The sequence below is a fragment of the Microlunatus elymi genome, assembly GCF_007362775.1.
In the GTDB taxonomy this organism is placed as follows: domain Bacteria; phylum Actinomycetota; class Actinomycetes; order Propionibacteriales; family Propionibacteriaceae; genus Microlunatus; species Microlunatus elymi.
The window spans coordinates 2,374,411-2,397,619 of the sequence record NZ_CP041692.1 but is presented as its reverse complement, the minus strand read 5'-3'; the positions used below and the strand labels follow the sequence as shown (position 1 = coordinate 2,397,619).

Here is a 23,209-nt window from a genome sequence, read left to right as displayed (position 1 = left end):
TTCATGCCCGGTGGTGATGGTGCTGATGCTCGACGACGGTGCCGCGCAGCACCACGTGTTGCGGCCGGGCCAGGGCGGTCAGGTCCTTGCGCGGGTCCTCGGCGTAGATCACCAGGTCGGCGGGGCTGCCCTCCGCCAGCGCATCCGGCCGGCCGAGCCAGCGGCGGGCCCGCCAGGATGCCGCGCCCAGGGCGTACTCGTTGCCGAACAGCCGGGCCAGCTCGACCACCTCGTCGGCGATCCGGCCGTGCGGCTGGTAACCACCGGCGTCGGTGCCGGCATAGATCGGCACCCCGGCCTCGTACGCGGCGGTGAAGCGATCCAGCCGGGTGGCGTAGAGCGAACGCATGTGTCTGGCGTAGCTGGGGAACTTCGCTTCGCCGGCGGCGGCGAAGGACTCGAAATTCTCCAGCTGGATCATCGTCGGCACCAGCGACACTTGACGCTCGGCCATCATCGCGATCATGTCATCGGTGATGCCGGTCCCGTGTTCGATGCCGTCGATGCCGGCTTCGACCAGCTCGGCGGCCGCCTGTTCGCCGAAGACGTGTGCGGTCACCTTCAGCCCGAGCCCGTGGGCATGGTCGATCGCGGCTCGGGCGACCTCGACCGGCCACAGCGGAGCAAGATCACCGAGGTCGCGGTCGATCCAGTCCCCCACCAGCTTGATCCAGCCGTCCGAACGGGGAAGTTGCGTGTCGACGGCGGCAATCAGATCGGCCGGCTCGACCTCGTCCCCGCCGACCTCGTCCCCGTAGCCGCGGATGTAGCGCTTGGGCCTGGCGATGTGGCGGCCGGCCCGGATCAGCCGCGGAAGGTCGTCCCGGTCGTCCATCCAGCGGGTATCGGTCGGCGACCCCGGGCTGCGCAACAGCAGGGCGCCGGCCGCCCGGTCGGCGAGCGCCTGATCCTCGGCCTGCTGGGCCGACACCGCGCCGTGCGCGTCCAGACCGACATGACAGTGGGCGTCGACCAGGCCGGGCATGATCCAGCCGCCGGTCAGGTCCGCCGCATCTCGTACGGGTTCGGTACGGACCAGCCCGTCGGCAATCCACAACTCGCGCCGCTCCCCGGTCGGCAGCACGATCCCGTCCAGATGCAGTCGCTGCTCGCCGATCACCACGTTCGGCATTCTGCCCGCCCGGGAATCCCAGCGACACCCCGCTTGGCTCCTGCGGATCCGGTCCCGTTCACACAGGTTCCCGGAAATCGAAGGAGCTACTGCACCCACAGAGGCGTCCGAGCGACCAGAACCTCCTGGAATCCGGGGAGGGGGTTGCAGCAAGCTGGTCACCGTACGCTGCGGCCCGTACGTTTTCCGCCCACAGTTGGAAAAAGAATGCCGGGTGGCACGCACGATTTAGGACGCGGAACCCAACCGTGGTTGGAAACGAACACCCCGAGCTCCCGGTCGCCACTTCTCACTGATGCCCGGTCACGATCGCTGAATCGGAGGAGCTACGGCACCCATGCCGCGCTCCCAAGCGACCCGAAGCTCCTGAAGTCCGAGGCCGGAACGGCCGCAGCAGGACCGGTTCTGTCCGAGGCTCCGAGGTTTGTCCGAGGTTCCGCCAACTTCGCCGAGCTAACAACGCCGATCCGTGAAGATCCTGATGGTCTGGCTCGGCGAAAACGCGGAAACCTCGGACAAAGCGGACGAAATCCAACCGCGGATGCAAAACGAACGCCCCGGCCGGGAATCAGACCACCCAATCCCCACCGCGGTTGGAAAACGAACTCCCCGACCACGAATCCGGATGCACAACCCAACCGTGGCAGGAAACGAACACCCCCGACCACGAATCCGGATGCACAACCCAACCGTGGCGGGAAACGAACACCCCCGACCACGAATCCGGATGCACAACCCAACCGTGGCGGGAAACGAACGCCCGGCACGAGCCAGACTGCATGAATACCCGTCGAGCGCGCCAGCGCGAGACCGGCACCGAGCGAAGTGGAGGTGACGACGGAAGCCGCGCACCCAACCCGACCAAGGTGGGGGTCCGGGGCCCTCCCCGGAAGCGCGACCGACAGCACCCACCGGGCGGCAGCGGCACCGGAGCGGACGTTATTTCTTGAGCATCTTCTTGAGCTCAGGAGGCAGATCGAAGTCCTGCATCTGCTTGGCCAGGTCCTCCTGGCTGGGAGCACCGAAGGCCGAGCCGTTGCTGCCGGCGGCGGGCTGGGCCGGCTGCTGGCCGTTGCGCTTGGCCGGGTTGCCGGAGACGCCGCGCTTGTTCTTGGGTTTCTTCTTCTGCTGCTGCTTGGCCCTGCGGGCGCCAGGCAGGGCACCACCCATTCCGGGCATCGCCGGCATCCCCGGGATGTTCGGCATCCGGCCGCCGGCCATCGCGCTCATCATCTTGCGGGCGTCGAAGAACTTGTTCACCAGGTTGTTCACCGCCGACACCTCGACACCGGCGCCCTTGGCGATCCGGGCCCGGCGGGATCCGTTCAGGATCTTGGGATCGTCGCGTTCTGCCGGCGTCATCGACTGGATGATCGCCTCGATCCGATCGATCTCCTTCTCATCGATGCCGGCGATCTGGTCCTTCAGTTCACCCATTCCGGGCAGCATGCCGAAGACCTTGGACAGCGGACCCATCTTGCGTACGGCCTGCATCTGCTGCAGGAAGTCGGCCAGGCCGAAGTCGCCGCCGTCCTTGCTGGCCAGCTTGGCCGCGGCCTTGGCGGACTGTTCGGCGTCGAAGGTCTTCTCCGCCTGCTCGATCAGGGTGAGCATGTCGCCCATGCCGAGGATCCGGCTGGCCATCCGGTCGGGATGGAAGACGTCGAAGTCGGTCAGCTTCTCGCCGTTGGAGGCGAACATGATCGGCTTGCCGGTGACCCGGGCGATCGACAGCGCCGCACCACCGCGGGCGTCACCGTCCAGCTGGGTCAGCACGACGCCGTCGAAGCCGACCCCTTCGGCGAACGCGTTCGCGGTGTTCACCGCGTCCTGGCCGATCATCGCGTTGACGACGAACAGCACCTCGTCCGGCTTGGTCGCGGTACGGATGTCGGCGGCCTGCTGCATCAGCTCGGCGTCGATGCCCAACCGGCCGGCGGTGTCGACGATCACCACGTCGTACAGCTTGCGGTTTGCTTCCTCGATCGAGGCCCGCGCCACCTGAACCGGATCCCCCACACCGTTCCCCGGTTCGGGCGCGAAGGTGTGCACTCCGGCGCGTTCGCCGACGATCTGCAGCTGGGTGACAGCGTTCGGCCGTTGCAGGTCGGCCGCGACCAGCAACGGCGAATGGCCCTGCTCCTTCAGCCAGAGCGCCAATTTGCCGGCCAGGGTGGTCTTACCTGCACCCTGCAGACCGGCGAGCATGATCACCGTCGGCGGTCGCTTGGCGAACCGCAGCACCCTGGTCTCGCCGCCGAGGATGCCGATCAGCTCCTCGTTGACGATCTTGATCACCTGCTGCGCCGGGTTCAGCGCGCCGGTGAGCTCGGTGCCCTTGGCCCGTTCCTTGACGGCGGCGATGAACTCCCGGACCACCTGCAGGTTGACGTCCGCCTCGAGGAGTGCGATCCGGATCTCCCGGGCGGTGGCGTCGATATCGGCATCGGAGAGCCGACCCTTGCCGCGCAGGCTCTTGAACGTCGCCGCGAGCCGGTCTTGCAGGGTGTCGAACATCGAACCTCTTCACTCACATGTCTTGATCGGGTCGTACGCGGCCGGTTGCGACTGAGCGCCGGCACCGATGAAGGATCGGCGGGACCGCGGACGTCGTGTAAGCCTACCGTCCGAGGTTCGGCAGCCCAGAGTTCGCCGGCACGGCCTCGAGCACCGGCGTGGAGCAGGGTCGTCGAGGTGGGACGTCCAAGTCTGCTCCGCGGGCGATCCCTATTGTTACCGCCATGAACGGCGTCGAACTGTTGCTGGTGGTGATCGCCGCGATTGCGGTCAGCGCGCTGGCCCAGAAGCGCGGCCTGCAGGCTCCCCTCGTCCTGACCGCGCTCGGCCTGGCGGTCTCGTTCATCCCCGGCCTGCCCCGGTTGGAAATCGAGCCCGAGATCATTCTCGGCGTCGTGCTGCCGCCACTGCTCTACTCCACCGCGCTGGAGTTCTCCTTCGTTCACTTCATGCGCAACCTGTGGCCGATCGTCGGGCTGGGCGTGGTGCTGGTCTTCCTGACCGCCTTCGCCGCCGGCTTCACCACGCTGCGGCTGGTGCCGGAGATCAATTCGCTGATGGTGGCCCTGGTGCTCGGCGCCGTGGTGGCGCCGTCCGATGCGGTCACCGCAGAGGCGATCGGGCGCCGAGTCGGACTGCCCAAACGAGTGATGACGATCCTGACCGGCGAGAGTCTGATCAACGACGCCGCCGCGCTGACCCTGTTCACCATCACCACGGTCGCGGTGACCGGCGAACACACCCTGATCTCTTCGCCGGTGCTGTTCTTCGGGTACGGGGTGGTGGTCGGGATCGCGATCGGCGGCGTCCTGGCGGCGATCGTCCGGGCGATCCAACGCCGGCTGGACAATCCCGGACTGGAGACCGTACTGGGTCTGATCGTGCCGTTCACCGGCTATCTGGCTGCGGAGGAGGCGGGCGCCTCCGGGGTGATCGCGGTCGTCACCGCCGGCTTCGTGATCGGGCACAACTCCGGCCGGGCCGGATTCGCGGCCCGGATCCAGGAACGTCAGGTCTGGCATTCCCTCGACGTGCTGCTGGAGGCATTCGTCTTCGCCTACATGGGGATGCAGATGAAGTTCATCTTCACCGAGGTGATCGACACCGGTCACTCGCTGAAGGAGGTGCTGATCGCGGCCGGCGCGGTGCTGCTGGTGGTGTTGCTCATCCGGCCGGCGTACGTGTTGATCAACCATGCCCGGCTGGTCGGCATGCGGGCGATCTACCGGAATCGTCGCGCCGCTCATCCGGAACGCTTCGCCCGGCGGGAGGAACGCCGCAGACAGCAGTACGAGTTGCGCCGGGCGCGGTTGCAGAAGCGTCGGGCGGCCCGCGCCGACGTCGATCACCGGTCGGCCGGCCGACGGGCGGCCCAGCACGGGCCGGACGTCACCGTCGTACGGCGTGAGGCGACGGTGCTGCCGCTCAAGCACGAGCTGGTGATCTCCTGGTCCGGCATGCGCGGCATGGTCACGCTGGCGGCGGCGGCCGGTATCCCGGTGCTGGCGGCGGGCCAGCCGTTCCCCGGCCGGGCGGTGCTGCAGGTGATCGCGTTCGTGGTCGCGGTCGGCACCCTGCTGATCCAAGGCTCGACCCTGCCGTTGTTGATCAAGGCGCTGAAGATCCGGACCGAATCCGAGGAGGAGTACGAGCGTCAGCAGCACCGGCGGGCCAACGAGATCACCCAGCGCGCCGCGGCGTCGGTGATGAAGAACGCGCTGAAGAACGACGACGGCACCGACCCGGTGATGTTGTCGGCGATGACCAGTCAGCTGCAACGATTCCAGCAGAACCGGCAACAGCTGCAGCAGCAGGCCGAGGACTCCGAGCGCGGCGACACCGACCGGTCGGCGATCTGGCAGAAGTTCAGCCAGGTCAGGCTGGACATGATCTCCGCCCAGCGGGACGCGTTGCGCGCCGAGCGTGATGCCTGGCGACTGGACGACGACACGTACCGGGAGATGATCAAGGAACTCGACTACGACGAGGCCGCGATCAGCACCCGGATGGCCAGCCGGTTGTGAGGACCGGCTCGGCAGCATGGCTCAGTCGGTCGACAGCAGGGCGTCCACGAACTGCTCGGCGTCGAACGGGGCGAGGTCGTCGACGCCCTCACCGAGCCCGACCAGCTTGACCGGGACGCCGAGTTCGCGCTGGACCTGGATCACGATGCCGCCCTTGGCCGAACCGTCCAGCTTGGTCAGCACGACGCCGGTGATGTCCACCACCTCGGCGAAGATCCGGGCCTGGGTCATGCCGTTCTGGCCGGTAGTGGCGTCCAGCACCAGCAGCACCTCGGTGACCGGAGCCTGCCGCTCGATCACCCGCTTGACCTTGCCCAGCTCGTCCATCAGCCCGGTCTTGGTGTGCAGCCGGCCGGCCGTGTCCACCAGCACCACGTCGGCCTCGGCCTCGATACCGGCCTTCACCGCCTCGAAGGCGACACTCGCCGGATCGGCCCCCTCGGCGCCACGAATGGTCGGCACCCCCACCCGGCTGCCCCAGGTCTCCAGCTGATCGGCGGCCGCCGCGCGGAAGGTGTCGACGGCGCCCAGCATCACGTCCTTGTCCTCGGCCACCAGCACCCGGGCCAGCTTGCCCACCGTGGTGGTCTTGCCGGTGCCGTTCACGCCGACCACCATCACCACCGCCGGAGTCTGCGACCGAGTGGTCCCCAGCGTCCGGTTCAGGCTCGGATCGACGAGCTTGATCAACTCCTCGCGAAGCGCCCCGCGCGCCTTCGACGGATCGGAGATCCCCTCCACCCGGAGGCGTGCGCGCAGTGCCTCGACCAACTCCATGGTCGGCTTCACCCCGAGGTCGGAGGTGAGCAGGGTGTCCTCGAACTCCTCCCAGGTGTCCTCGTCGATCTTGTCCCGGGACAACAGGGTGAGCAGACCACGGCTGAGCGCGTTGTTGGAACCGCTGAGCCGGCGGCGCAGCCGGACCAACCGGCTCTCCGGCGCCTCCGGCTTCTCGATCGTCGGCACCGGTTCGGCCGGCGGAACGGCCTGTTCGGTGACCACCTCACCCTCGGCGACCTCCGGCTCGAGGGTCGCGGTGCCTCCCGCATCGGCCGCTGCCTCGTCGGCCTCGACCACCGACGTGCCAGCACCGGAGGCGGTCGAATCGGTGCCGGCATCCAGTTCATCGGTCCGACGGGCCTTGCCCAGGGTACGCCGCCGGGTCCCGACCGCGAGGCCGGCGACCAGGCCGACGACGACGATGATTCCGGCGATCAGCAGGGTGAGAATCGTTGCATCCACCGCGACAGCCTAACGGCGACCTCAGCTCGCCGACGCATCACGGCGGACGGTTGCGGCAGGGTCAGCGGCCGGCCGGAGTGCGGTCGCGGTGGTGCCGGCGCTCCATCACCCGAGTGAAGGCTTCGGGCGGCTCGACCTCACCGTTGAGATGCTTGGCGGCGCGGTTGAGTTTGGCGGTGAGCCACGGTGGTACGCGATCCTGACCGCGGCCTTCCATGCCGACCATGACCAGGCCGACAACAGCAGCGGCGACCGCGAGAATCGCGATCATGGCGAGGACGTAAACGATCACTGCAGGGGCCTTTCAGACAGTCAACGCGAGTCGTTGGGACAAGCACAGAGCGTTGGGGGAAGGTACTGCCCGCGATCGGTTCGTTGCGCTCACCGACCGCACGTCAGGATTCTTCCAGCCGTCGCCGAAGAACACGGTGAACTCGGTCGTGGACCGGCTGTCGTGTCGGCCACAGTGGGCGAACGTCGCGGCGGCCGGGTGGAGTGCCGGCCCGGTCGAGACCGGCAAGGTCCGGCTCGGCTCAGCGGCTCGGCGGTGAGCAGGGGCCCGGATCGGACCGCCGGATCAGGCGACGGACTCCTGATCACGCAGCCGCTGACTGATCACCGCGGAGACGCCGTCGCCGCGCATGGTCACGCCGTAGAGAGCGTCGGCGACCTCCATGGTCCGTTTGTGGTGGGTGATCACCAGCAGCTGAGAATTTTCCCGCAGCTCCTCGTAGATCTCCAGCAGCCGGCCCAGGTTGGTGTCGTCCAGCGCCGCCTCGACCTCGTCCAGGATGTAGAACGGGCTCGGCCGGGCGATGAACAACGACACCAGGAACGCGACCGCCACCAACGACCGCTCACCGCCGGACAGCAGCGACAGCCGGCTGACCTTCTTGCCGGCCGGCCGGGCCTTGACGTCGACACCGGTGGTCAGCCAGTTGCCCGGCTCGGTCAGCACCAGGCTGCCCTCGCCGCCGGGGAAGAGCCGGGCGAAGACGCGGTTGAACGCCCGCTCGACATCGGCGTACGCCTCGGCGAAGACCTGCTCCACCCGGGCGTCCACGTCGGCGATGATCGCCAGCAGGTCCTCCCGGGTCTTGCGCAGATCCTCGGCCTGCTCGGCCAGGAACGCGTGCCGCTCCTCCATCGCGGCATACTCCTCCAACGCCAGCGGGTTGATCTTGCCCAGCTGGTTGAGCGCGCGGCCCGCCTTGCGCAGCCGCTTCTCCTGCTCGTCACGCACGTACGGGACCGGTTCGGGCCGCTGATCGGCGGGCAGACTCTCCAGATCGAGCGCGTTCCCGTCGGCATCGGTCAGCACCGGCACCGGCACCTCGGGACCGAAGTCACGCATCAGCGTCTCGGCCTCGACCCCCAACTCGGTCATCGCCTTCTCGGCCAGCGTCTCGATCCGCATCCGCCGCTCCGCGCGGGCCATCTCGTCGCGATGCACGGTGTCGACCAATTTCTCCAGCTCGGCCCCCAGCTCCCGGACCGACCGGCGGGCCGAGGTCAGCGACTCCTCCGCCTCGGCCCGGGCGGCCTCGGCCTCGCTCCGCTCCTCGGCGGCCAGCGCGATCGAGCTCTCCACCCGACCGGCCAGATAGGTCGCCGCCTGATGCACCGCCGCCGCCACCTTCGCCTCGCGGATCATCCGCTCGCGCCGGGCCTGCGCCCGCGCCCGGGCGGCACGCTCGTTCTCAGCGGCTCGCCGGAGGGCGTCGGCCCGGCCGGACAACGCCCTGGCCCGCTCCTCCACCGTGCGCAGCGCGAGCCGGGCCTCCATCTCGGCGGCCCGGGCCAGCCGGGCCTCCTCGGCCAGCCGATCCCGGGTTGCCGGATCGGGCTCCTCGTCCAGGTCCTCGTCGCCGGCCGCCTCCAGCCGCGCCTCCAACTCCTCAAGCTTGGCGGCCGTCTCCTCCCGGGCCCGCTCCGCCTCGGCGATCGACTTCTGCAGCCGATTCGCCTCGTCCCGGGAGGATCGGGCAGCCGAATTGAGCTGGCCGAGCTCCTCGGCCAGCGCGGCCATCTGGGCGTCGGACTCGTGCAGCCGGGCCAGTGCGTACTCCACCTGCTGCTCGGCATCGGCGTACTGCTCGGTCAGCTCGGACTGGGCGAATTTCAGCCGCTCGCAGGTGTGGGTGACCTCGGCGAGTTTCTGCTCGGCCTCGTCCACCGCAGCCTGGACCTCGATCAGGCTGGGCTGGGCGGTCGACCCGCCGGCCGCGAAGTGGGCCGACAATAGGTCTGCGTCCTGGGTCACCGCGGTCAGGTCGGGCAGCGCCCGGACCAGTTCGCGGGCGCGGGCCAGCGAGTCGGTGACGGCGACCTTGCGCAGCACCCGATTGACGGCCGGGCGCAGATCGTCGCGGCAGCTCACCACCTCGGCGGCGTACCGGACCCCGTCCGGCAGCGTCGGCCAGTCGGCCGGAGATTCGGTCTGCGGCCCGCCCGCCAGCAGCAGTCCGGCCCGGCCGAGGTCATCGGCACGCAGGTGATCGAAGGCGGAGATGGCGGCATCCAGTCCGGTCACCGCGACCGCGTCCGCGGCGGCACCGAAGGCGGCCGAGACTGCTGCCTCGTACCCCGGTTCGACGCTGACCAGCGCTGCCACCGTACCGAGCAGTGCGTCCAGTTGTTCGTCGGCGGCCATCAGCGCGGCCGCACCGTCCTTGCGTTTGAGCCCGAGTTGGAGTGCCTCGAGGCGGGCCGCCAGCGCTCCCCGCTCGGAGGTGGCCGCCGCCTCCTCGGTACGCAGCCGGCCGAGTTGGGTCTCGAATTCGTCCAGTCGCCGACTCGCCGTCTCGTGCTGCTCGTCCAGGTCGGACTCGCCGTCGTCGAGCGAAGCAACCTTGGTCTCCAGCGCGGTGAACTCGCGGGCCGCGGTCTCGGCACGTTGCTCGGCCTGCTCCAGTGCAGCGGTCAGTCGGCCGATCTCGTCCGCCGCAGCCTCGGCCCGGCTGCGCATCGAGTTGACCTGTCCGCCGAGCCGGGCCAGACCCTCGCGACGGTCGGCCGCGGCCCGGATCAGCGCGGCCAGCCGCTGCTCCTCGGCAGCGTGTGCCTCCTCGGTCTCGGTGCGTTGCTCGGTGGCCGCGCTCAGCGCTTCGGCCTTCAGCTCGACCTCGGTCTCCAGTGCATCCTCCTGCGCCTGGACCTCTTCGGCCTCGGCGTCGAGCTGCTCCGGATCGCGACCCGGGCGCTCCTCGTCGGAGTCATTCTCGGCGTTGCGGACCCGTTCGGCCGCGATCGAGATCGTGGAGGCCACCCGCTCCCGCAGCCCGGCCAGCGAATACCAGACGTCGGAGGCGGCATTCAGCCGCGGCACCTGGGCGCGAACGATCTCCTCGGCCTCGATCTCGGTCGACCGGGCGGCATCCAGCCGCTCCTCCAGGCTCTGCCGGCGCTCCTTCAACTGCGCCTCGTCGGCCAGATCGCTCTCCAACGACAGGGTGGCCTGGACCAGGTCGTCGGCCAGCAGCCGGGATTTGGCGTCGCGGGCCTCGGCCTGGATCACGGCCGCCTTGCGGGCGACCTCGGCCTGCCGGCCGAGCGGCTTGAGCTGGCGTCGTACCTCGGCGACGAGATCGTTGATCCGGTTCACGTTGGTCTCGGTGGCGTCCAGCTTGCGCAGCGCCTTTTCCTTGCGCTTGCGGTGTTTCAGGACGCCGGCGGCCTCCTCGATGAAGCCGCGGCGGATCTCCGGCGTCGCCTGCAGGATGGTGTCCAGCTGGCCCTGGCCGACGATGACGTGCATCTCCCGACCGATGCCGGAATCGCTGAGCAGCTCCTGCACGTCCAGCAGCCGGGCCTTGTTGCCGTTGATCTCGTACTCGGAGCCGCCGTTGCGGAACATCGTCCGGCTGATGGTGACCTCGGAGTAGTCGATCGGCAGTGCGCCGTCGGTGTTGTCGATCGTGAGCACCACCTCGGCCCGTCCCAGCGGGGCCCGGCCGGAGGTGCCGGCGAAGATGACGTCCTCCATCTTGCCGCCGCGCAACGACTTGGCGCCTTGCTCACCCATCACCCAGCTGAGGGCGTCGACGACGTTGGACTTGCCGGAGCCGTTCGGGCCGACAACACAGGTGATGCCGGGCTCGAAATTCAGCGTGGTCGCCGAAGCGAACGACTTGAAGCCCTTGAGGGTCAGGCTCTTGAGGTACACGCCGACGCTCCCCATATCTGGTCAATACTTTGCTCGTGGGTCCTGCAACTGCGGACCGAGGCCATAGCTTGCCAGCAATCGAGATGACGCCGGCAACCCGATGGTCGTCGGGTCCCGTGGGGAAGGTCGTTTCACTCTAAACGGCGGCGCCGACATTCCTGGCCAGGCAAGCCCCCGAGATCGCGGCGAGTCCCGGCGCCTCAGCCGGCAGCGCGGCTGTCCGAGGTGGCGGCCGGGGTGCCCGGTGACGACGGGGCTGCCGCGGTGGCGGCCGTCCGATCCGGCAGGGCGGCGACGTTGTCCTCGGCCTCGGCCATCTCCGGGTCGATCGGCATCAGCTTCGACTGCTTGCCGTGCCGGGCCGCGGAGAAGGTCCAGAACTTGTTGATCAGGAAGGTGACCGGAGTGACCACCACGATCGAGATCAGCTGCGCCCAGTAGAGCTTGGTCCGCAGGCCGGTGGAGTCGTCGAAGACGCTGTCCGGCAGCGAGATCGGCGATCCGGAATGGATCAGCGCGGTGACCAGGGCGAGGCTGAGCACCTGGCCGATCGCACCGACCGCCAGGAACGGCGGATATTCGCTGTACCAGGCCGAATGGTGCGTGGTGCGGAACGTCCAACGCCGGTTGATGACGAAGTTCCACAGATTGGCCACCAGGAAGGCGATGGTGACGATGACGTGGTACCAGCGGACGTTGAAGTCGGTGAACGGCAGGTCGAAGAAGACGTCTCGATAGTTCGGCCCGACCCGCTTCAGGATCACCACCACGAGCATGTTCACGAGCGCGCCGGAACCGCCGACAATCGCAAACCGGATCAGCTGGGCCCAGTTGTGGCGATGCCGGACGAAGATGAAGTGCCCGAGACGTCTCACGATCGCCCGAGCTTACCTGTCGTGACCGGGCATCCGACGCCGCTGACACGGCGGCCCCGCTGCGGGTGTGAGGAGAATCGCGTACGGGTCAGGCTGTGCTCCGACTGCTGCCAGCTGCCGCTCAGAGGCTCGGATCCGACCCGGTCGGCACCCAGTAGAGCCTCAGCTCGCCCAGCTGGCGTTCGAAGACTCCACCGGTGCTCTCGATGATCTTGCGGGAGCCGACGTTGTCGGCGTCGCAGCTGACCAGTGCCGGATCGATGCCGAGCCGGTGGGCTCGCGGCAGCGCGGCGCGGAAGGCGGCGCCGGCGTGGCCCCTGCGGCGTTCCGACGGCCGGATCCAGTAGCCGATGTGGCCGCCGCCGGTCCGTAGCCGCTCGTTCAGCCGATGCCGGATCGCCAGCCGGCCGATGAACCGGTCGCCCTCGACCCACCACAGGTTCGTGCCGGGGACGTAGAGGTCCGGTCGCGGTGAGGTTTCCAGCTCGTCGGCCCGCAGCATGGCCACGTAGTCGGCGAAGACGTCGGGATCGGCCAGGGTGCTCTCATCACCGGTGAAGAGGTAACTCGCTGCGCCGGGTTCCTCCCGAGCCGCCTCGATGAAGGACCGGTGGAACCGGACATCCGCCGGGACAAGATCAGCCACCGGAACACGGTAGACGCCGGGCATCCGCACCGAACCCTGATTCTGCGGACACAGTCGCGCCAGGTCGCCATCACCGCCCCAAAATCGACGACTGCGTCCGCAGTTTCAGGGTTTGTCGGTTATCCACAGCCCGATCCGTGCCCGAGGTTGTCCACAGATGTGTCGGTGGGGGGGCGGTCACTCCGGCGCAAACGGCGGAATTGTAGGACGTGACGACTACAGCGACTCTCGAAGTCAACGACATCCTCCGACGCCGGGGCCTGATCCGCAGACAGGATTGGCCGCGGCTGCGCTCGAGCATCGATCACCTGATGCGATCCGGTCACTTGTCTCGGCTACTACCCGGGGTCTATGCGCCGATCGAGGCCGCGACGTCGCTCGAAACCCGGCTGGCGGCGGTGCCGGCCTGGTCACCGGACGCGGTGGTGGTCGGACGCGCGGCGGCGTCGATGACATTCTGGCCAGATCTCGCGGTTCCGCAGATCGAGGTGGCACACGGGTGCGGCCGGGCACCGATGGCGTCGGGTTACAGATTCGCGCGACGTGGGCCCGATCCGGATTGGGTGATCGAGCTGCCGTTCTTCGGCGAGCGGACTCTACGTCTGTGCGCTCCGGCCATGACGGCGATCGATCTGGTCCCCGAGCTCGGCGGCAAGGTGATCGCCGAGGCGCTGCGCAGCCGCATGGTCTCGCTGGCGGATCTCGAGCTCGCTCTCGCGGCCACTCCCGGCCGCCCCGGGAATGCGCGCCGTCGCCGAATGCTCGATGACTCTCGCGACTCGCCCTGGGGAGAGTTGGAACGGCATGCTCACGAACTTCTGCACCGGGCCGGAATCCGAGGTTGGACCGGCAACGGCAAGGTGCTGATCAATGGACTGACCTACTACATCGACGTCTGTTTTCGATCACTGAAGGTCGCTGTGGAAATCGACGGCCTGGAGCATCAGACCGATCTTTCCCGGTTCGTGTCCGATCGGCAGCGGCAGAATGCGTTGGTGCTGGCGGGTTGGATCGTCCTCCGCTTCAGCTGGGTCGATCTCCGCGACCATCCTCAGGTCGTGATAGCTCAGATCCGTGCTGCGTTGGCGATGGCCCGGCGCGCGCAGCAGCGGGCGGCCCGCCCGTGAGCGAGCTACGACCCCGCGGCCGACCATCGACGTCGACCGCCACGATCCTGATATTGCGGACGCAGTGGGTGATTTCGGCCTCGGCGAGCCCGGATTCGGCAACTGCGTCCGCAATCTCAGGATTCCGGTCTCTTCAGAGGCAGTCCCAGTGGTAGCGGATCGAGGTGAGGCCACCGGTGGCGAGCGCGGCGGGATCACCGAAGAGGTGGGCGACACCGGAGTCGCCCCAGCCGCCGACGTCGATCGAGTCGAGTTCGATGATCAACTCCGCCTGCCCGGAGTCTGCGGCCGGGTAGCTGCCGGTGCCGCGCGGATCGTCCTGGGTGAAGGACGGGTAGCCGCCGACCTTGCTAGCGGTCCGAAGTTGGTCCAGCAACGACGATCCGCCGCGGACGTACTCCTCGTAGACGAACTCCGGATCGGCTCGGCGCTCCCCCAGCGCGGCCGCAAGCCGTTCCCAGATCGGATCACTGCGGTGCTGGGCCGGCAGACCGGACCAGTCCGGGATGCTGATCGAGTGTCGGAACTGCAGCGCGGTGGGACCGACGAACTCCATCGGCAGATCGTCCACGGTGTCGGTCGGGGTCGGGGCGTCCGGCTGCGGACTGCCCGCAGCGGTCGACGGGTCGGCGTACCACCGCGTGCTGAAGCCGGCGGTGCCGGCACTTCGGTCGAAGGTCAACCCGTAGGTGTCGTCGGCGTCGACGAACCACTGCAGCAACCCCGTACGCGGGAAGCCGGGCAAAGCACCGACCGAGGCCACCTCGGCGAAGTTGATCTGGCCGACGAAGATCTGCGGGCCGGCGGCTCCCTCCGGCCAGGTTGTGCCGGCAGGAAGGTAGGGATGGCCGGTCAGGAAGCTGTGGATCGGCGATTCGGCGGCACCGGCCAGCGCGATCCCGGCACAGGGCCGCATCACCGGCGTGAGGACCCGCTCCAGTTCATCGGTCAGCGCCGGCCCGACGGCCGGATCACGATCGGCCCTTCCCTCGACAGTGCCGGCCGGCACTGATTCCCACGCCAGTTGCTTGCGCCAGCGATTCCAGAACGCGTTCACGCCTCCAAGTTACGGTGCTCCGAGGTTCCGCGCCCGGATGTCACCGATCAGGATGCCGAGGTGTCCGACGCCTCCGCTACTTACCGCTGTAGACGGGGAACGCGCTGTGCTCGCCGTAATCCACGTCGCGCAGGTCACGCAACACAGACATGTCTGCATCCGAGATCTCGAAGTCCACCTCGGCGTTGGCTCGCAGGTGCTCGGGGTTCGCCGTCTTCGGCAACGACACCGTGCCGAGCTGGAGGGTGTAACGGATGCACAGCTGCGGCACGGACACGCCGTACTTGCCCGCCAACGCCTGGACGGCGGAGTTCTGCAGAATCGCGCCGTGGCCGATCGGCGAGTACGCCTCGACCAGGATCTGCCGGCTCCGGCAGTAGTCCAGCAACTCGGCCGGGGTGTTGCCGGCGTGCACGAGCAGCTGGTTCACGTGCGGCGTGACCGTGCTGCCGGACAGGATGTTCTCCAGGTCCTGCTGCTCGAAATTGGAGACGCCGATGGTACGGAGCTTGCCCGCCTTGTGCGCGTCCTCCAGCGCGCGCCAGGCCTGCCGGTTGCCCTCGGCGTAATCACCGCCGCGGAAGTCGTCCCACGGCTGCGGACTGTGGATGAGCATCAGGTCGATGTAGTCCAGGCCGAGCGTCTGCAGGGAGCCGTCGATCGCGGCGACCGCGGCGTCGTAGTCCTTGATCTCGGCGGCCAGCTTTGTGGAGACGAACAGGTCACCGCGGGCGACGCCGCTGCTCCGTACGCCTTCGCCGACGCCGCGCTCGTTGCCGTAGGCCTGCGCAGTGTCGATGTTGCGGTAGCCGATCGCGATGGCCGCCTGGACGGCGGCAGCGGCCTGGTCGTCGTCGATGAACCAGGTGCCCAGTCCCAGCTTGGGGATGGCCACGCCGTTCGACAGTGTGTAGGTCTCGTCCAGGATGCTCATGTGTTGTCTCCGTTCTTCGGCAGTGCCTCGTACACCTCGTCGGTGACCGGCTCGAGCCACTCGTTGCTGACGTCCGGGCCGGGCGTGATGAAGGCGAGGTGGGAGAACCACGAGTCGGCCTTCGCGCCGTGCCAGTGCTTCGTGCCCGCCGGAACTCGAATCACCGACCCCGGCTGCAGGCTGACCGGGTCCTCGCCCTCGGCCTGGAACCAGCCGCTGCCCGCCGTACAGAGCAGGATCTGGTCGCCACCGCCGTCGGTGCCGTGATGGATGTGCCAGTTGTTGCGGCAGCCCGGCTCGAAGGAGACGTTGCTGACCGGCACGCTCCCAGCAGCGAGCGGCGCCAGGTAGCTCTGGCCGATGAAGTACTGCGCGTAGGCGTCGTTCTTGTCCCCGAGCGGGAAGATCTCGTCGAAGTTGTCCTGGTTCACCGTCGTGCTCCTCGTGCTGCGGATCCTGATGCGTCGACGCTAGGCCCGTTGCCGGGTCCGGGCCAGGCCCCGTTGGTACCCCCTCCCAGGAGGGACTCCCGCCGCGGCGGACATGGGGGTTGCATGGGCCGGGAGACAGCGATCAGAACAGGAGTGATCATGAGCAACGACGAGCAGAGCGGCGGCTGGAGCGGCGGGAAGAACGCGCTGGGCGACTTCGCCCCAGGCATGGTCCATTACACCGATCGGGTGTTGTTCGACGAGGTCTGGGAGCGCGAGGGCCTGTCCAAGCGCGACCGCAGCCTGGTCACCGTGGCGGCGCTGACCGCGATGGGTAGGACCGATCAGCTGAAGTTCCACCTCGGCTTCGCCCGGCAGAACGGTGTCACCGACGAGGAGCTGAAGGAGGCCCTGCTGCACCTGGCGTTCTACGCCGGCTGGCCCAACGGCATCGGCGCGACCGGCGTACTGAAGGGCATCGTCGAGGGCGAGGACTGACGGTCACCAGCGCGGCTGGCGGGGTGTCCGTTGGCAGTACGGACAGCGGTACGAGGACCGGTTCATGAAGGGTTCGCGGCGGATCGCGTGACCGCACCGCGGGCACGGCCGATCCTCTTGCCCGTACACGTTGAGCGAGCGGTCGAAGTAGCCGCTGTTGCCGTTCACGTTGACGTAGAGCTCGTCGAAACTGGTACCGCCCTGGCCGAGAGCCGCGGCCATCACGGCGCGGGCCGCCTGCAACAGTTCGACCAATTGCTTGCGGGTCATCGCATCGGCGGCCTTGGCGTAGTGCACCCGGGCCTGCCAGAGCGCCTCGTCGGCGTAGATGTTGCCGATGCCGGAGACAACCGTCTGATCCAGCAGCGCGCGTTTGATCCCGGTCCGCTTGCCACGCAGCCGGGTGGCGACGTCGATGAACGAGAACGCCGGATCGAAGGGGTCCAAGGCGATGTGGGCGATCTCGGCGGGCAACTCGGCACCGCCGTACGACATCGACAGCCCGCCGAACATCCGCTGATCCACAAACCTGACTTGTGGGCCGCCGTCGGTGAAGCCGAACCGGATCCGGGTGTTGCGAGCATCCGGCAGTTCCGGATCGCAGACCAGGAACTGACCGCTCATGCCGAGATGAGCCAGGATCGCGTCGCCGTCGGCCAGCGGCAGCCACAGATACTTGCCCCGGCGACGCGGTTCGGCGAACGTCCGGCCGACCAACGTGCTGGCGAAATCGTCCGGTCCGGCGAGGTGACGACGCACCGGGCGGGGGTGCAGGATCTCGACCGCGGCAACGGTCCTGCCGGTCAACGCCTCGGCCAGCCCGCGCCGGACGACCTCGACCTCAGGAAGCTCCGGCACCGGAGTCGGCCGGATCCAGGCTGCGGGTCACTTCGGCTCGCAACGCCTTGAACGCGCTCGCCGCGGCCTTCTGTTCGGCTTCCTTCTTGTTCCGGCCGACGCCGGGCCCGTACTGCTGATCGCCGTTTTCTTGATCATGCAGTATGACCTGGGCGGTGAACGTCTTCGCGTGGTCGGGCCCGGACTCGGTGACTGCGTACTGCGGAGCCGGCAGCCCGTTCAGCGAACAGAGCTCCTGCAGGCTGGTCTTCCAGTCCAGTCCTGCGCCCAGGGTGGCGACCTCGGCCATCACCGGATCGAACAGATGATGCACGAAGCGGCGGGCGCTCTCGACGCCCTCGGCGACGAAGACCGCGCCAATGACCGCCTCGGTGGTGTCGGCCAGGATGGACGACTTGTCTCGGCCGCCGGTGGTCTCCTCGCCGCGGCCGAGCTTGATCAGCGCGCCGAGGTCGAGACTGCGGGCGACCTCGGCGAGTGCCCGCGAGTTGACCACCGCTGCACGCAGCTTGGCCAGCTGGCCCTCGCTCATGTCCGGGTAGGACGTGAAAAGGTGCTCGGTCACCACCAGACCGAGCACCGAGTCGCCGAGGAATTCCAGCCGTTCGTTGGTGGGCAGACCACCCTGCTCATAGGCGTACGAACGATGGGTCAGGGCACGTTCCATCAACTCGGGATCGATCCTGATCCCGAGTTGGTCCAGCACCGCGAACGCGCCGGAGCGCCCTGGGTCATCCAAGGCTGAATCGTCCAAGCCCGAATCGTCCAAGACGGATCAGGCCGTCACCTGGCGGCGCGCTCCACGGGGACCGTACTGACCGCAGGCCGGGCAGGCGGTGTGCGGCAGATGCTTCTGCCGGCAGGCCGGGTTGGCGCAGACGACCAAAGTCGGAGCGGACGTCTTCCACTGGGACCGGCGGTGCCGGGTGTTGCTGCGGGACATCCGACGCTTCGGAACGGCCACGATTCTCTCCTCGAACTCTTCACCGGATCGTCCGACCCGGATCACTGTCTTGCGCCCTGCGTTGCCTCAGGACTCTTCTTCCGGCCATGAGGTGAGTCCCGACCACCGCGGATCGATCGGGGCGTCGTGGCCGTGCTCCGGATCGGCGTTGAGGTCCGCCCCGCACTCGGGACACAGACCTCGGCAGTCCGGCCGACACAACGGCTGGAACGGCAGATCCAGCACGACCGCGTCGCGCAGCACCGGCTCCAGGTCGAGCAGATCACCCTGCAGGTGCCTGATCTCGTCCTCGGTCTCGGCGTCCGCCTCCGCGTTGTCGGGATAGACGTACAGCTCCTGGAAGTCCACGACCTCGTCATCGGTCAGGTCCACCAGGCACCGAACGCACTGCCCCGCCATCCGGACTTCCGCCGTGCCGGTCAGCAGCACCCCCTCGACCACCGACTCCAGTCGCAGATCCAACTCGACCGGTGAGCCTTGAGGCACCCCGATCACTTCGATCCCCAGCTCCGCTGGCGCCTCCACGGTCCGGCGGACCTGCATCATTCGCCCCGCACCACGGCCGAGATCCACGGTGTCGATCACCAGATCCGAACGGGCATCCAGGGGGCGAGCTGCCGTATCCACAAGCAGTTCCCTTCAGCGCAGCGGTCAGACATCGTCATGACCGACGCCCAACTCTAGCGGTGTCCTCAGGCCAGGGCCAAACCGCCCTGCTTGTTGTCCGCCGTCGGGAGCTCAGTCGTCCAGCGTCGGTAGTTCGGTCGCCCGCTGCCGGCGCTCGTCCGGCTCAACACTGTTGCGTTCGGCCAGCCGCTTGCGAGCGGTCCGGACCTGGCTGGAGGTCTTGGCCAGTACCGACTCGAAGCCGGCCATCCGCGAATCGATGAACACGTCGACCTCGCGGCGCAGTGCCTCGGCCTCGTGCTCGGCGTCGGCGACGATCTTGGCGGCGTGCTCCTCGGCAACCTTGACCTGGGCGCTGTGCGTGGCCTGCTGCAGGGCGTGCTGGTGAGCCGAGGCGATGATCTGGGCGGCCTCGGCCTCGCCGTCGGCGACCTTGGTCGACTGCTGCTCGATCACCGTACGAGCCTCGGCGAGCTCGCCGGGCAGGGTGGCGGTGATCTCGTCGATCACCTTCAGCACCTCCGCCCGGTTGACCACGCAGGAGGCCGACATCGGCATCGCCCGCGCGGACGCGATCAGCTCTCGCAGCTGCTCCAACCGCTCCTCGGTCGTCAGCTCCTGGCTCATCGCTTCGTCCTCTCGTCCCCGGTCGTTCGGCGAGAGAAATCTAGTCCGTCCGCACCGTTACACAAACTTGACCTGCAGCAGAACTCGCCCCCGGTCGGCGTCCTCAGTCCTTGGTGAGCTTCTGTCGGGTCCGGGCCGCGATCTCGGGGGTGACGAACTGGTCGAATTCGCCGCCGAAGCGGGCGATGTCGCGGACCAGGCTGGACGAGACGTAGGCCCACTGCGCCGCGGCCGGCATGAACACGGTCTCGATGCCGGTCATTCGATGGTTCATCTGCGCCATCTGCATCTCGTAGTCGAAGTCGGCGGCCACCCGGATGCCCTTGACCACACAGTCGATCGAGTGCTCGCGGCAGTAGTCGACCAGCAGTCCGTCGAAGAGCTGCACCTCGACTCCCGGCAGGTCCGCGCAGGCCTCGGCCAGCAGCTCGACCCGCTCCGGCGGAGTGAAGAGGCCGGTCTTGCTCCGGTTGTTGCCGACCAGCACCTGCACCTGGTCGAACTGGCGCGCGGTCCTGGCGATGATGTCCAGGTGCCCGCGGGTCGGCGGATCGTACGAGCCCGGACAGGCCGCTCGCCGCATCGCTCCTCCTTCTCGGCTCGCTCGGTCGAGTTGATCTTGTGCGAGTTGATCTTGTTCGAGTAGATCTTGTTGAAGCCTCACCGCTGCCAGAACCACAGCACGGTCTCGCCGTAGTCCTTGCTCCACACGTCGGCCGGGTCCTCCGGCCAGCTCAACTCCTCGGTCCGTGACGACCGCTCGACGATCACCAACGCGTCATCGGTCAGCCAGCCCTGGGCCAGCAGGACCGCGAGCTGACGGCTGAGCACCGCCGAGGTCACGTCGTACGGAGGATCGGCGAAGACCACGTCGTACGGTCCCGGTGGCGGCACCCCGATCACGTCCTCCACCCGTCCGGTCCGCACCTGCACCGGCAGGTCAAGTTCGCGGGCGTTGTCGCCGATGATCCGCGCCGTACGCCGATCCGACTCGACCAACATCACCCGGGCCGCTCCCCTGCTGGCGGCCTCCAGGCCGACCGCACCGGAACCGGCGTACAGATCGAGAAAAGCCAAACCGGCAAGGGATTCGTCGGCCCCGGAGCCGGCCGTCCCGGCCCAGGAGGCGAGGCCGGCGAACAGGGCCTCGCGGACCCGATCGGTGGTCGGCCGGGTCCGGCCGCCCGGCGGTGTGGACAGTCGGCGGCCGCGCCTGCTGCCGGCGATGATGCGGCTCATGCGCGCTCCAACCATTCGGGTGCTTCGATCTTGTCCACGATGTCGGCCAGGCCGGGATCGGCGAGCTCGGGATCGGCCACCAAGCAGTCGTCGGCCATCTCCCGCGCCCGACTGATCAACTCCTGATCACGCAGCACCCGCAGCAGCCGCAGGCTCGACCGGCGGCCGGACTGCTCGGCGCCGAGCACGTCGCCCTCCCGGCGCAGCCGCAGGTCGGCCTCGGCCAGCCGGAAACCGTCCCGGGTGGCCGCCACCTCGTGCAGCCTGGTGGTCGCGTCGCTCTCGGTCGGGCTGGAACTCATCAGCAGACAGACACCCGGATGCGCGCCCCGTCCGATCCGGCCGCGCAGCTGATGCAGCTGCGAGATGCCGAACCGGTCCGCGTCGCAGATCACCATCATGGAGGCGTTCGGCACGTCGACGCCGACCTCGATCACGGTGGTGGAGACCAACACGTCCAACTCACCCGCGGCGAGTCGGCGCATCACCTCGTCCTTCTCCTCCGGCGGCATCCGCCCGTGCAGCATCGCCGTCCGCAGCCGGGACAGTGGGCCGGTGCTGAGCTCGGCGTACAGGTCCTCGACCGCGACCGCCGGCTCTCGGGGCTCCTCGCCCTCCTCGACCGATTCCGCGAACCCGTCGTCGCCGGCCGACGAGTCGTCGGCAGAGCTGATCCGCGAGCAGACCACGTACGCCTGCCGGCCCGCGGCGACCTCCTCGACGATCCGCTCCCAGGCCCGCGGCACCCAGCTCTGATTCTTGATCACGTCGACCACCACGGTGCTGACCTCGGCCCGGCCAGCGGGAATCTCCCGCAGCACCGAGGTCTCCAGGTCGCCGAAGCTGGTCATCGCGACCGTCCGCGGGATCGGTGTCGCGGTCATCACCAACAGGTGCGGCCGGCTCTCGGCCTTGGCGCCGAGCGCGGCCCGCTGCTCCACCCCGAACCGGTGCTGCTCGTCGACCACCACCAGACCGAGGTCGGCGAACTGGACCTGATCGTTGAGCAGCGCATGGGTCCCGATTACGATCCCGGCCTCACCGCCGGCGGCGGCCAGCAGGGCCTCGCGGCGGCGGGCGGCCGGCATCGAGCCGGTGATCAGCACCACCTGGGTCGCGTGCTCGGCGGCGTCCAGGGTGCCGCCGGCGGCGAGCTCGCCGAGCATCCGGGTGATGGTCTGGAAATGCTGGGTGGCCAGCACCTCGGTCGGCGCCAGGAACGCGGCCTGTCCGCCGGCGTCGACCACGTCGAGCATGGCCCGGACCGCGACCACCGTCTTGCCGGAGCCGACCTCGCCCTGCAGCAGCCGCTGCATCGGATGCTGTTGCTCAAGGTCGGCGAAGATCTGCTCCGACACCAGCTGCTGGCCGGCGGTCAGCGCGAACGGCAGGGTCGCGTCGAAGGCGTCCAGGATGCCGCCGGGGCGACGCGTCCGCGGCACCGCCGGATGGCTGCGGGCGATCGCCTTGCGCCGGGCCATCGCCAACCCGATCGCGAACGCCTCGTCGAACTTCAGCCGTTCCAGCCCGCGGGCGGCCTCGGCCCGGTCCCGTGGCTGATGGACCGCGCGGTACGCCTCGGTCAGACCCAGCACGCCGGCCCGCTCTCGGACCGTCTCCGGCAGCGGGTCGGTGACCTCGCCGAGGTAGTCCAGGGCGAGGTTGGCGGACTCGGCGATGTTCCAGGTGCGCAACTTGGCCGTCGCCGGATAGATGCCGATCAGGTCCGAGGTCTGGGTCACCTGGGCCAGCACCTCGTTGGCCTTCGAACCGCCGGCGTACTTCCCGTACTCGTCGAGCATCACGAAGTCGGGATGGGACAGCTGCGGCTCGTCCCGGAAGACGCCGACCTTGCCGGCGAAGATGCCGCGGGAACCCTTCGCCAGTTGACTTTGCCAGTACTTGATCAACGGGGCCCGACCGAAGAAGGCCAGCCCGAGCCGGCCGCGGCCGTCGGTTATCCACGCCTCCAGCCGACCACGCCCGCCGGGCATCGAGTGCTCCTTGGTCCCGGCCACCTCGGCCAGCACCGCGATCTCCTCGCCCTCGCGCAGCCCACTCAGGTCACTCAGCTCGGTGCCCGCCATGTAGCGACGCGGCACATGCTGTAGCAGATCGCCGACGGTGGCGATGCCGAGCTTGCCGAAGGCCTTGGCGGTCTTGTCGCCCACCACGGCCGACAGCCTGGCATGCAGCCGGGCGTACGCCTCGGTACGCCAGCGGGTGACGGTCGCACTCACGGGCGT

21 protein-coding genes are annotated in these 23,209 nt (G+C 68.5%); 3 read left to right on the top strand and 18 right to left on the bottom strand.

Annotated features, from left to right (window positions below; all coding sequences use genetic code 11):
* Position 1: 1 nt before the first annotated feature.
* Positions 2-1,120, bottom strand: coding sequence for an amidohydrolase family protein (locus FOE78_RS10810; protein WP_228266202.1), 1,119 nt, complete (start codon positions 1,118-1,120; stop codon positions 2-4).
* Between the two features lie 951 nt (positions 1,121-2,071).
* Positions 2,072-3,649, bottom strand: coding sequence for a signal recognition particle protein (gene ffh / locus FOE78_RS10805; protein ID WP_143986289.1), 1,578 nt, complete (start codon positions 3,647-3,649; stop codon positions 2,072-2,074).
* 224 nt (positions 3,650-3,873) lie between these two features.
* Between ffh and FOE78_RS10800 the strand changes: the two genes are divergently transcribed.
* Positions 3,874-5,673 (top strand): cation:proton antiporter, encoded by a 1,800-nt coding sequence (locus tag FOE78_RS10800; RefSeq protein ID WP_143986288.1) that lies wholly within the window; start codon positions 3,874-3,876, stop codon positions 5,671-5,673.
* Between the two features lie 21 nt (positions 5,674-5,694).
* On the opposite strand, the gene ftsY is transcribed toward FOE78_RS10800, so the two are convergent.
* The 5 genes from ftsY to FOE78_RS10775 all read right to left on the bottom strand — a co-directional run bounded on the left by ftsY (position 5,695) and on the right by FOE78_RS10775 (position 12,601).
* Positions 5,695-6,915, bottom strand: a complete 1,221-nt coding sequence (gene ftsY / locus FOE78_RS10795) for a signal recognition particle-docking protein FtsY (RefSeq protein ID WP_143986287.1) — start codon at positions 6,913-6,915, stop codon at positions 5,695-5,697.
* Positions 6,916-6,976: 61 nt separating this feature from the next.
* On the bottom strand, positions 6,977-7,207 hold the full coding sequence (locus tag FOE78_RS10790) for a hypothetical protein (RefSeq protein WP_143986286.1): 231 nt from the start codon (positions 7,205-7,207) through the stop codon (positions 6,977-6,979).
* Positions 7,208-7,492: 285 nt separating this feature from the next.
* Positions 7,493-11,080 carry a chromosome segregation protein SMC gene (gene smc / locus FOE78_RS10785; protein ID WP_143986285.1) on the bottom strand — a complete coding sequence of 1,196 codons (3,588 nt, stop codon included), beginning with the start codon at positions 11,078-11,080 and terminating at the stop codon, positions 7,493-7,495.
* Positions 11,081-11,280: 200 nt separating this feature from the next.
* Positions 11,281-11,955 carry a GtrA family protein gene (locus FOE78_RS10780; protein ID WP_143986284.1) on the bottom strand — a complete coding sequence of 225 codons (675 nt, stop codon included), beginning with the start codon at positions 11,953-11,955 and terminating at the stop codon, positions 11,281-11,283.
* 121 nt (positions 11,956-12,076) lie between these two features.
* The gene (locus tag FOE78_RS10775; protein WP_228266152.1) at positions 12,077-12,601 is read right to left on the bottom strand and encodes a GNAT family N-acetyltransferase; all 525 of its coding nucleotides are present in this window, start codon (positions 12,599-12,601) and stop codon (positions 12,077-12,079) included.
* A 311-nt stretch (positions 12,602-12,912) separates the two neighbouring features.
* On the opposite strand from FOE78_RS10775, the gene FOE78_RS10770 reads away from it, so the two are divergent.
* Positions 12,913-13,728, top strand: a complete 816-nt coding sequence (locus FOE78_RS10770) for an endonuclease domain-containing protein (protein WP_143986282.1) — start codon at positions 12,913-12,915, stop codon at positions 13,726-13,728.
* A gap of 133 nt (positions 13,729-13,861) precedes the next feature.
* Here the strand turns inward: FOE78_RS10770 and FOE78_RS10765 are convergent, their stop codons facing one another.
* The 3 genes from FOE78_RS10765 to FOE78_RS10755 all read right to left on the bottom strand — a co-directional run bounded on the left by FOE78_RS10765 (position 13,862) and on the right by FOE78_RS10755 (position 16,150).
* Entirely contained in the window at positions 13,862-14,785 is a 924-nt protein-coding gene (locus tag FOE78_RS10765) for a YwqG family protein (RefSeq protein WP_143986281.1), read from the bottom strand.
* Between the two features lie 76 nt (positions 14,786-14,861).
* Positions 14,862-15,719 carry an aldo/keto reductase gene (locus FOE78_RS10760; RefSeq protein ID WP_143986280.1) on the bottom strand — a complete coding sequence of 286 codons (858 nt, stop codon included), beginning with the start codon at positions 15,717-15,719 and terminating at the stop codon, positions 14,862-14,864.
* Positions 15,716-16,150 (bottom strand): cupin domain-containing protein, encoded by a 435-nt coding sequence (locus tag FOE78_RS10755; RefSeq protein WP_143986279.1) that lies wholly within the window; start codon positions 16,148-16,150, stop codon positions 15,716-15,718. Before FOE78_RS10755 ends, FOE78_RS10760 begins: the two co-directional genes overlap by 4 nt.
* A 159-nt stretch (positions 16,151-16,309) precedes the next feature.
* Here FOE78_RS10755 and FOE78_RS10750 point away from each other — a divergent pair, with 159 nt between their 5' ends.
* On the top strand, positions 16,310-16,648 hold the full coding sequence (locus FOE78_RS10750; RefSeq protein ID WP_143986278.1) for a carboxymuconolactone decarboxylase family protein: 339 nt from the start codon (positions 16,310-16,312) through the stop codon (positions 16,646-16,648).
* A 3-nt stretch (positions 16,649-16,651) separates the two neighbouring features.
* Here FOE78_RS10750 and mutM read toward each other — a convergent pair whose 3' ends face one another.
* From mutM to FOE78_RS10710, 8 genes are all read right to left on the bottom strand, one after another.
* Positions 16,652-17,506 carry a bifunctional DNA-formamidopyrimidine glycosylase/DNA-(apurinic or apyrimidinic site) lyase gene (gene mutM / locus FOE78_RS10745; RefSeq protein ID WP_143986277.1) on the bottom strand — a complete coding sequence of 285 codons (855 nt, stop codon included), beginning with the start codon at positions 17,504-17,506 and terminating at the stop codon, positions 16,652-16,654.
* A complete protein-coding gene (rnc, locus tag FOE78_RS10740; RefSeq protein ID WP_210414922.1) occupies positions 17,490-18,245 on the bottom strand; it encodes a ribonuclease III in 756 nt (251 codons plus the stop codon). Before rnc ends, mutM begins: the two co-directional genes overlap by 17 nt.
* Positions 18,246-18,281: 36 nt before the next feature.
* On the bottom strand, positions 18,282-18,470 hold the full coding sequence (gene rpmF, locus FOE78_RS10735; protein WP_143986276.1) for a 50S ribosomal protein L32: 189 nt from the start codon (positions 18,468-18,470) through the stop codon (positions 18,282-18,284).
* A 66-nt stretch (positions 18,471-18,536) separates the two neighbouring features.
* Positions 18,537-19,097 (bottom strand): YceD family protein, encoded by a 561-nt coding sequence (locus FOE78_RS10730; protein ID WP_210414921.1) that lies wholly within the window; start codon positions 19,095-19,097, stop codon positions 18,537-18,539.
* Positions 19,098-19,208: 111 nt separating this feature from the next.
* Positions 19,209-19,724, bottom strand: coding sequence for a hypothetical protein (locus FOE78_RS10725; RefSeq protein ID WP_143986275.1), 516 nt, complete (start codon positions 19,722-19,724; stop codon positions 19,209-19,211).
* A gap of 103 nt (positions 19,725-19,827) precedes the next feature.
* Positions 19,828-20,388 carry a pantetheine-phosphate adenylyltransferase gene (coaD, locus tag FOE78_RS10720; protein ID WP_228266151.1) on the bottom strand — a complete coding sequence of 187 codons (561 nt, stop codon included), beginning with the start codon at positions 20,386-20,388 and terminating at the stop codon, positions 19,828-19,830.
* The gene (rsmD, locus tag FOE78_RS10715; protein WP_143986274.1) at positions 20,385-20,963 is read right to left on the bottom strand and encodes a 16S rRNA (guanine(966)-N(2))-methyltransferase RsmD; all 579 of its coding nucleotides are present in this window, start codon (positions 20,961-20,963) and stop codon (positions 20,385-20,387) included. The genes coaD and rsmD overlap by 4 nt, the downstream gene beginning before the upstream one ends.
* Complete coding sequence (locus FOE78_RS10710) at positions 20,960-23,203, bottom strand: ATP-dependent DNA helicase RecG (RefSeq protein ID WP_228266150.1); 2,244 nt, start codon at positions 23,201-23,203, stop codon at positions 20,960-20,962. Before FOE78_RS10710 ends, rsmD begins: the two co-directional genes overlap by 4 nt.
* Between the last annotated feature and the right edge of the window lie 6 nt (positions 23,204-23,209).

Coding starts and splice junctions, on each gene's coding strand:
- ffh (WP_143986289.1), bottom strand. CDS start 3,649: ATGTTCGACACCCTGCAAGACCGGCTCGCGGCGACGTTCAAGAGCCTG.
- FOE78_RS10800 (WP_143986288.1), top strand. CDS start 3,874: ATGAACGGCGTCGAACTGTTGCTGGTGGTGATCGCCGCGATTGCGGTC.
- FOE78_RS10770 (WP_143986282.1), top strand. CDS start 12,913: ATGCGATCCGGTCACTTGTCTCGGCTACTACCCGGGGTCTATGCGCCG.
- FOE78_RS10760 (WP_143986280.1), bottom strand. CDS start 15,719: ATGAGCATCCTGGACGAGACCTACACACTGTCGAACGGCGTGGCCATC.
- FOE78_RS10750 (WP_143986278.1), top strand. CDS start 16,310: ATGAGCAACGACGAGCAGAGCGGCGGCTGGAGCGGCGGGAAGAACGCG.
- FOE78_RS10725 (WP_143986275.1), bottom strand. CDS start 19,724: ATGAGCCAGGAGCTGACGACCGAGGAGCGGTTGGAGCAGCTGCGAGAG.
- rsmD (WP_143986274.1), bottom strand. CDS start 20,963: ATGAGCCGCATCATCGCCGGCAGCAGGCGCGGCCGCCGACTGTCCACA.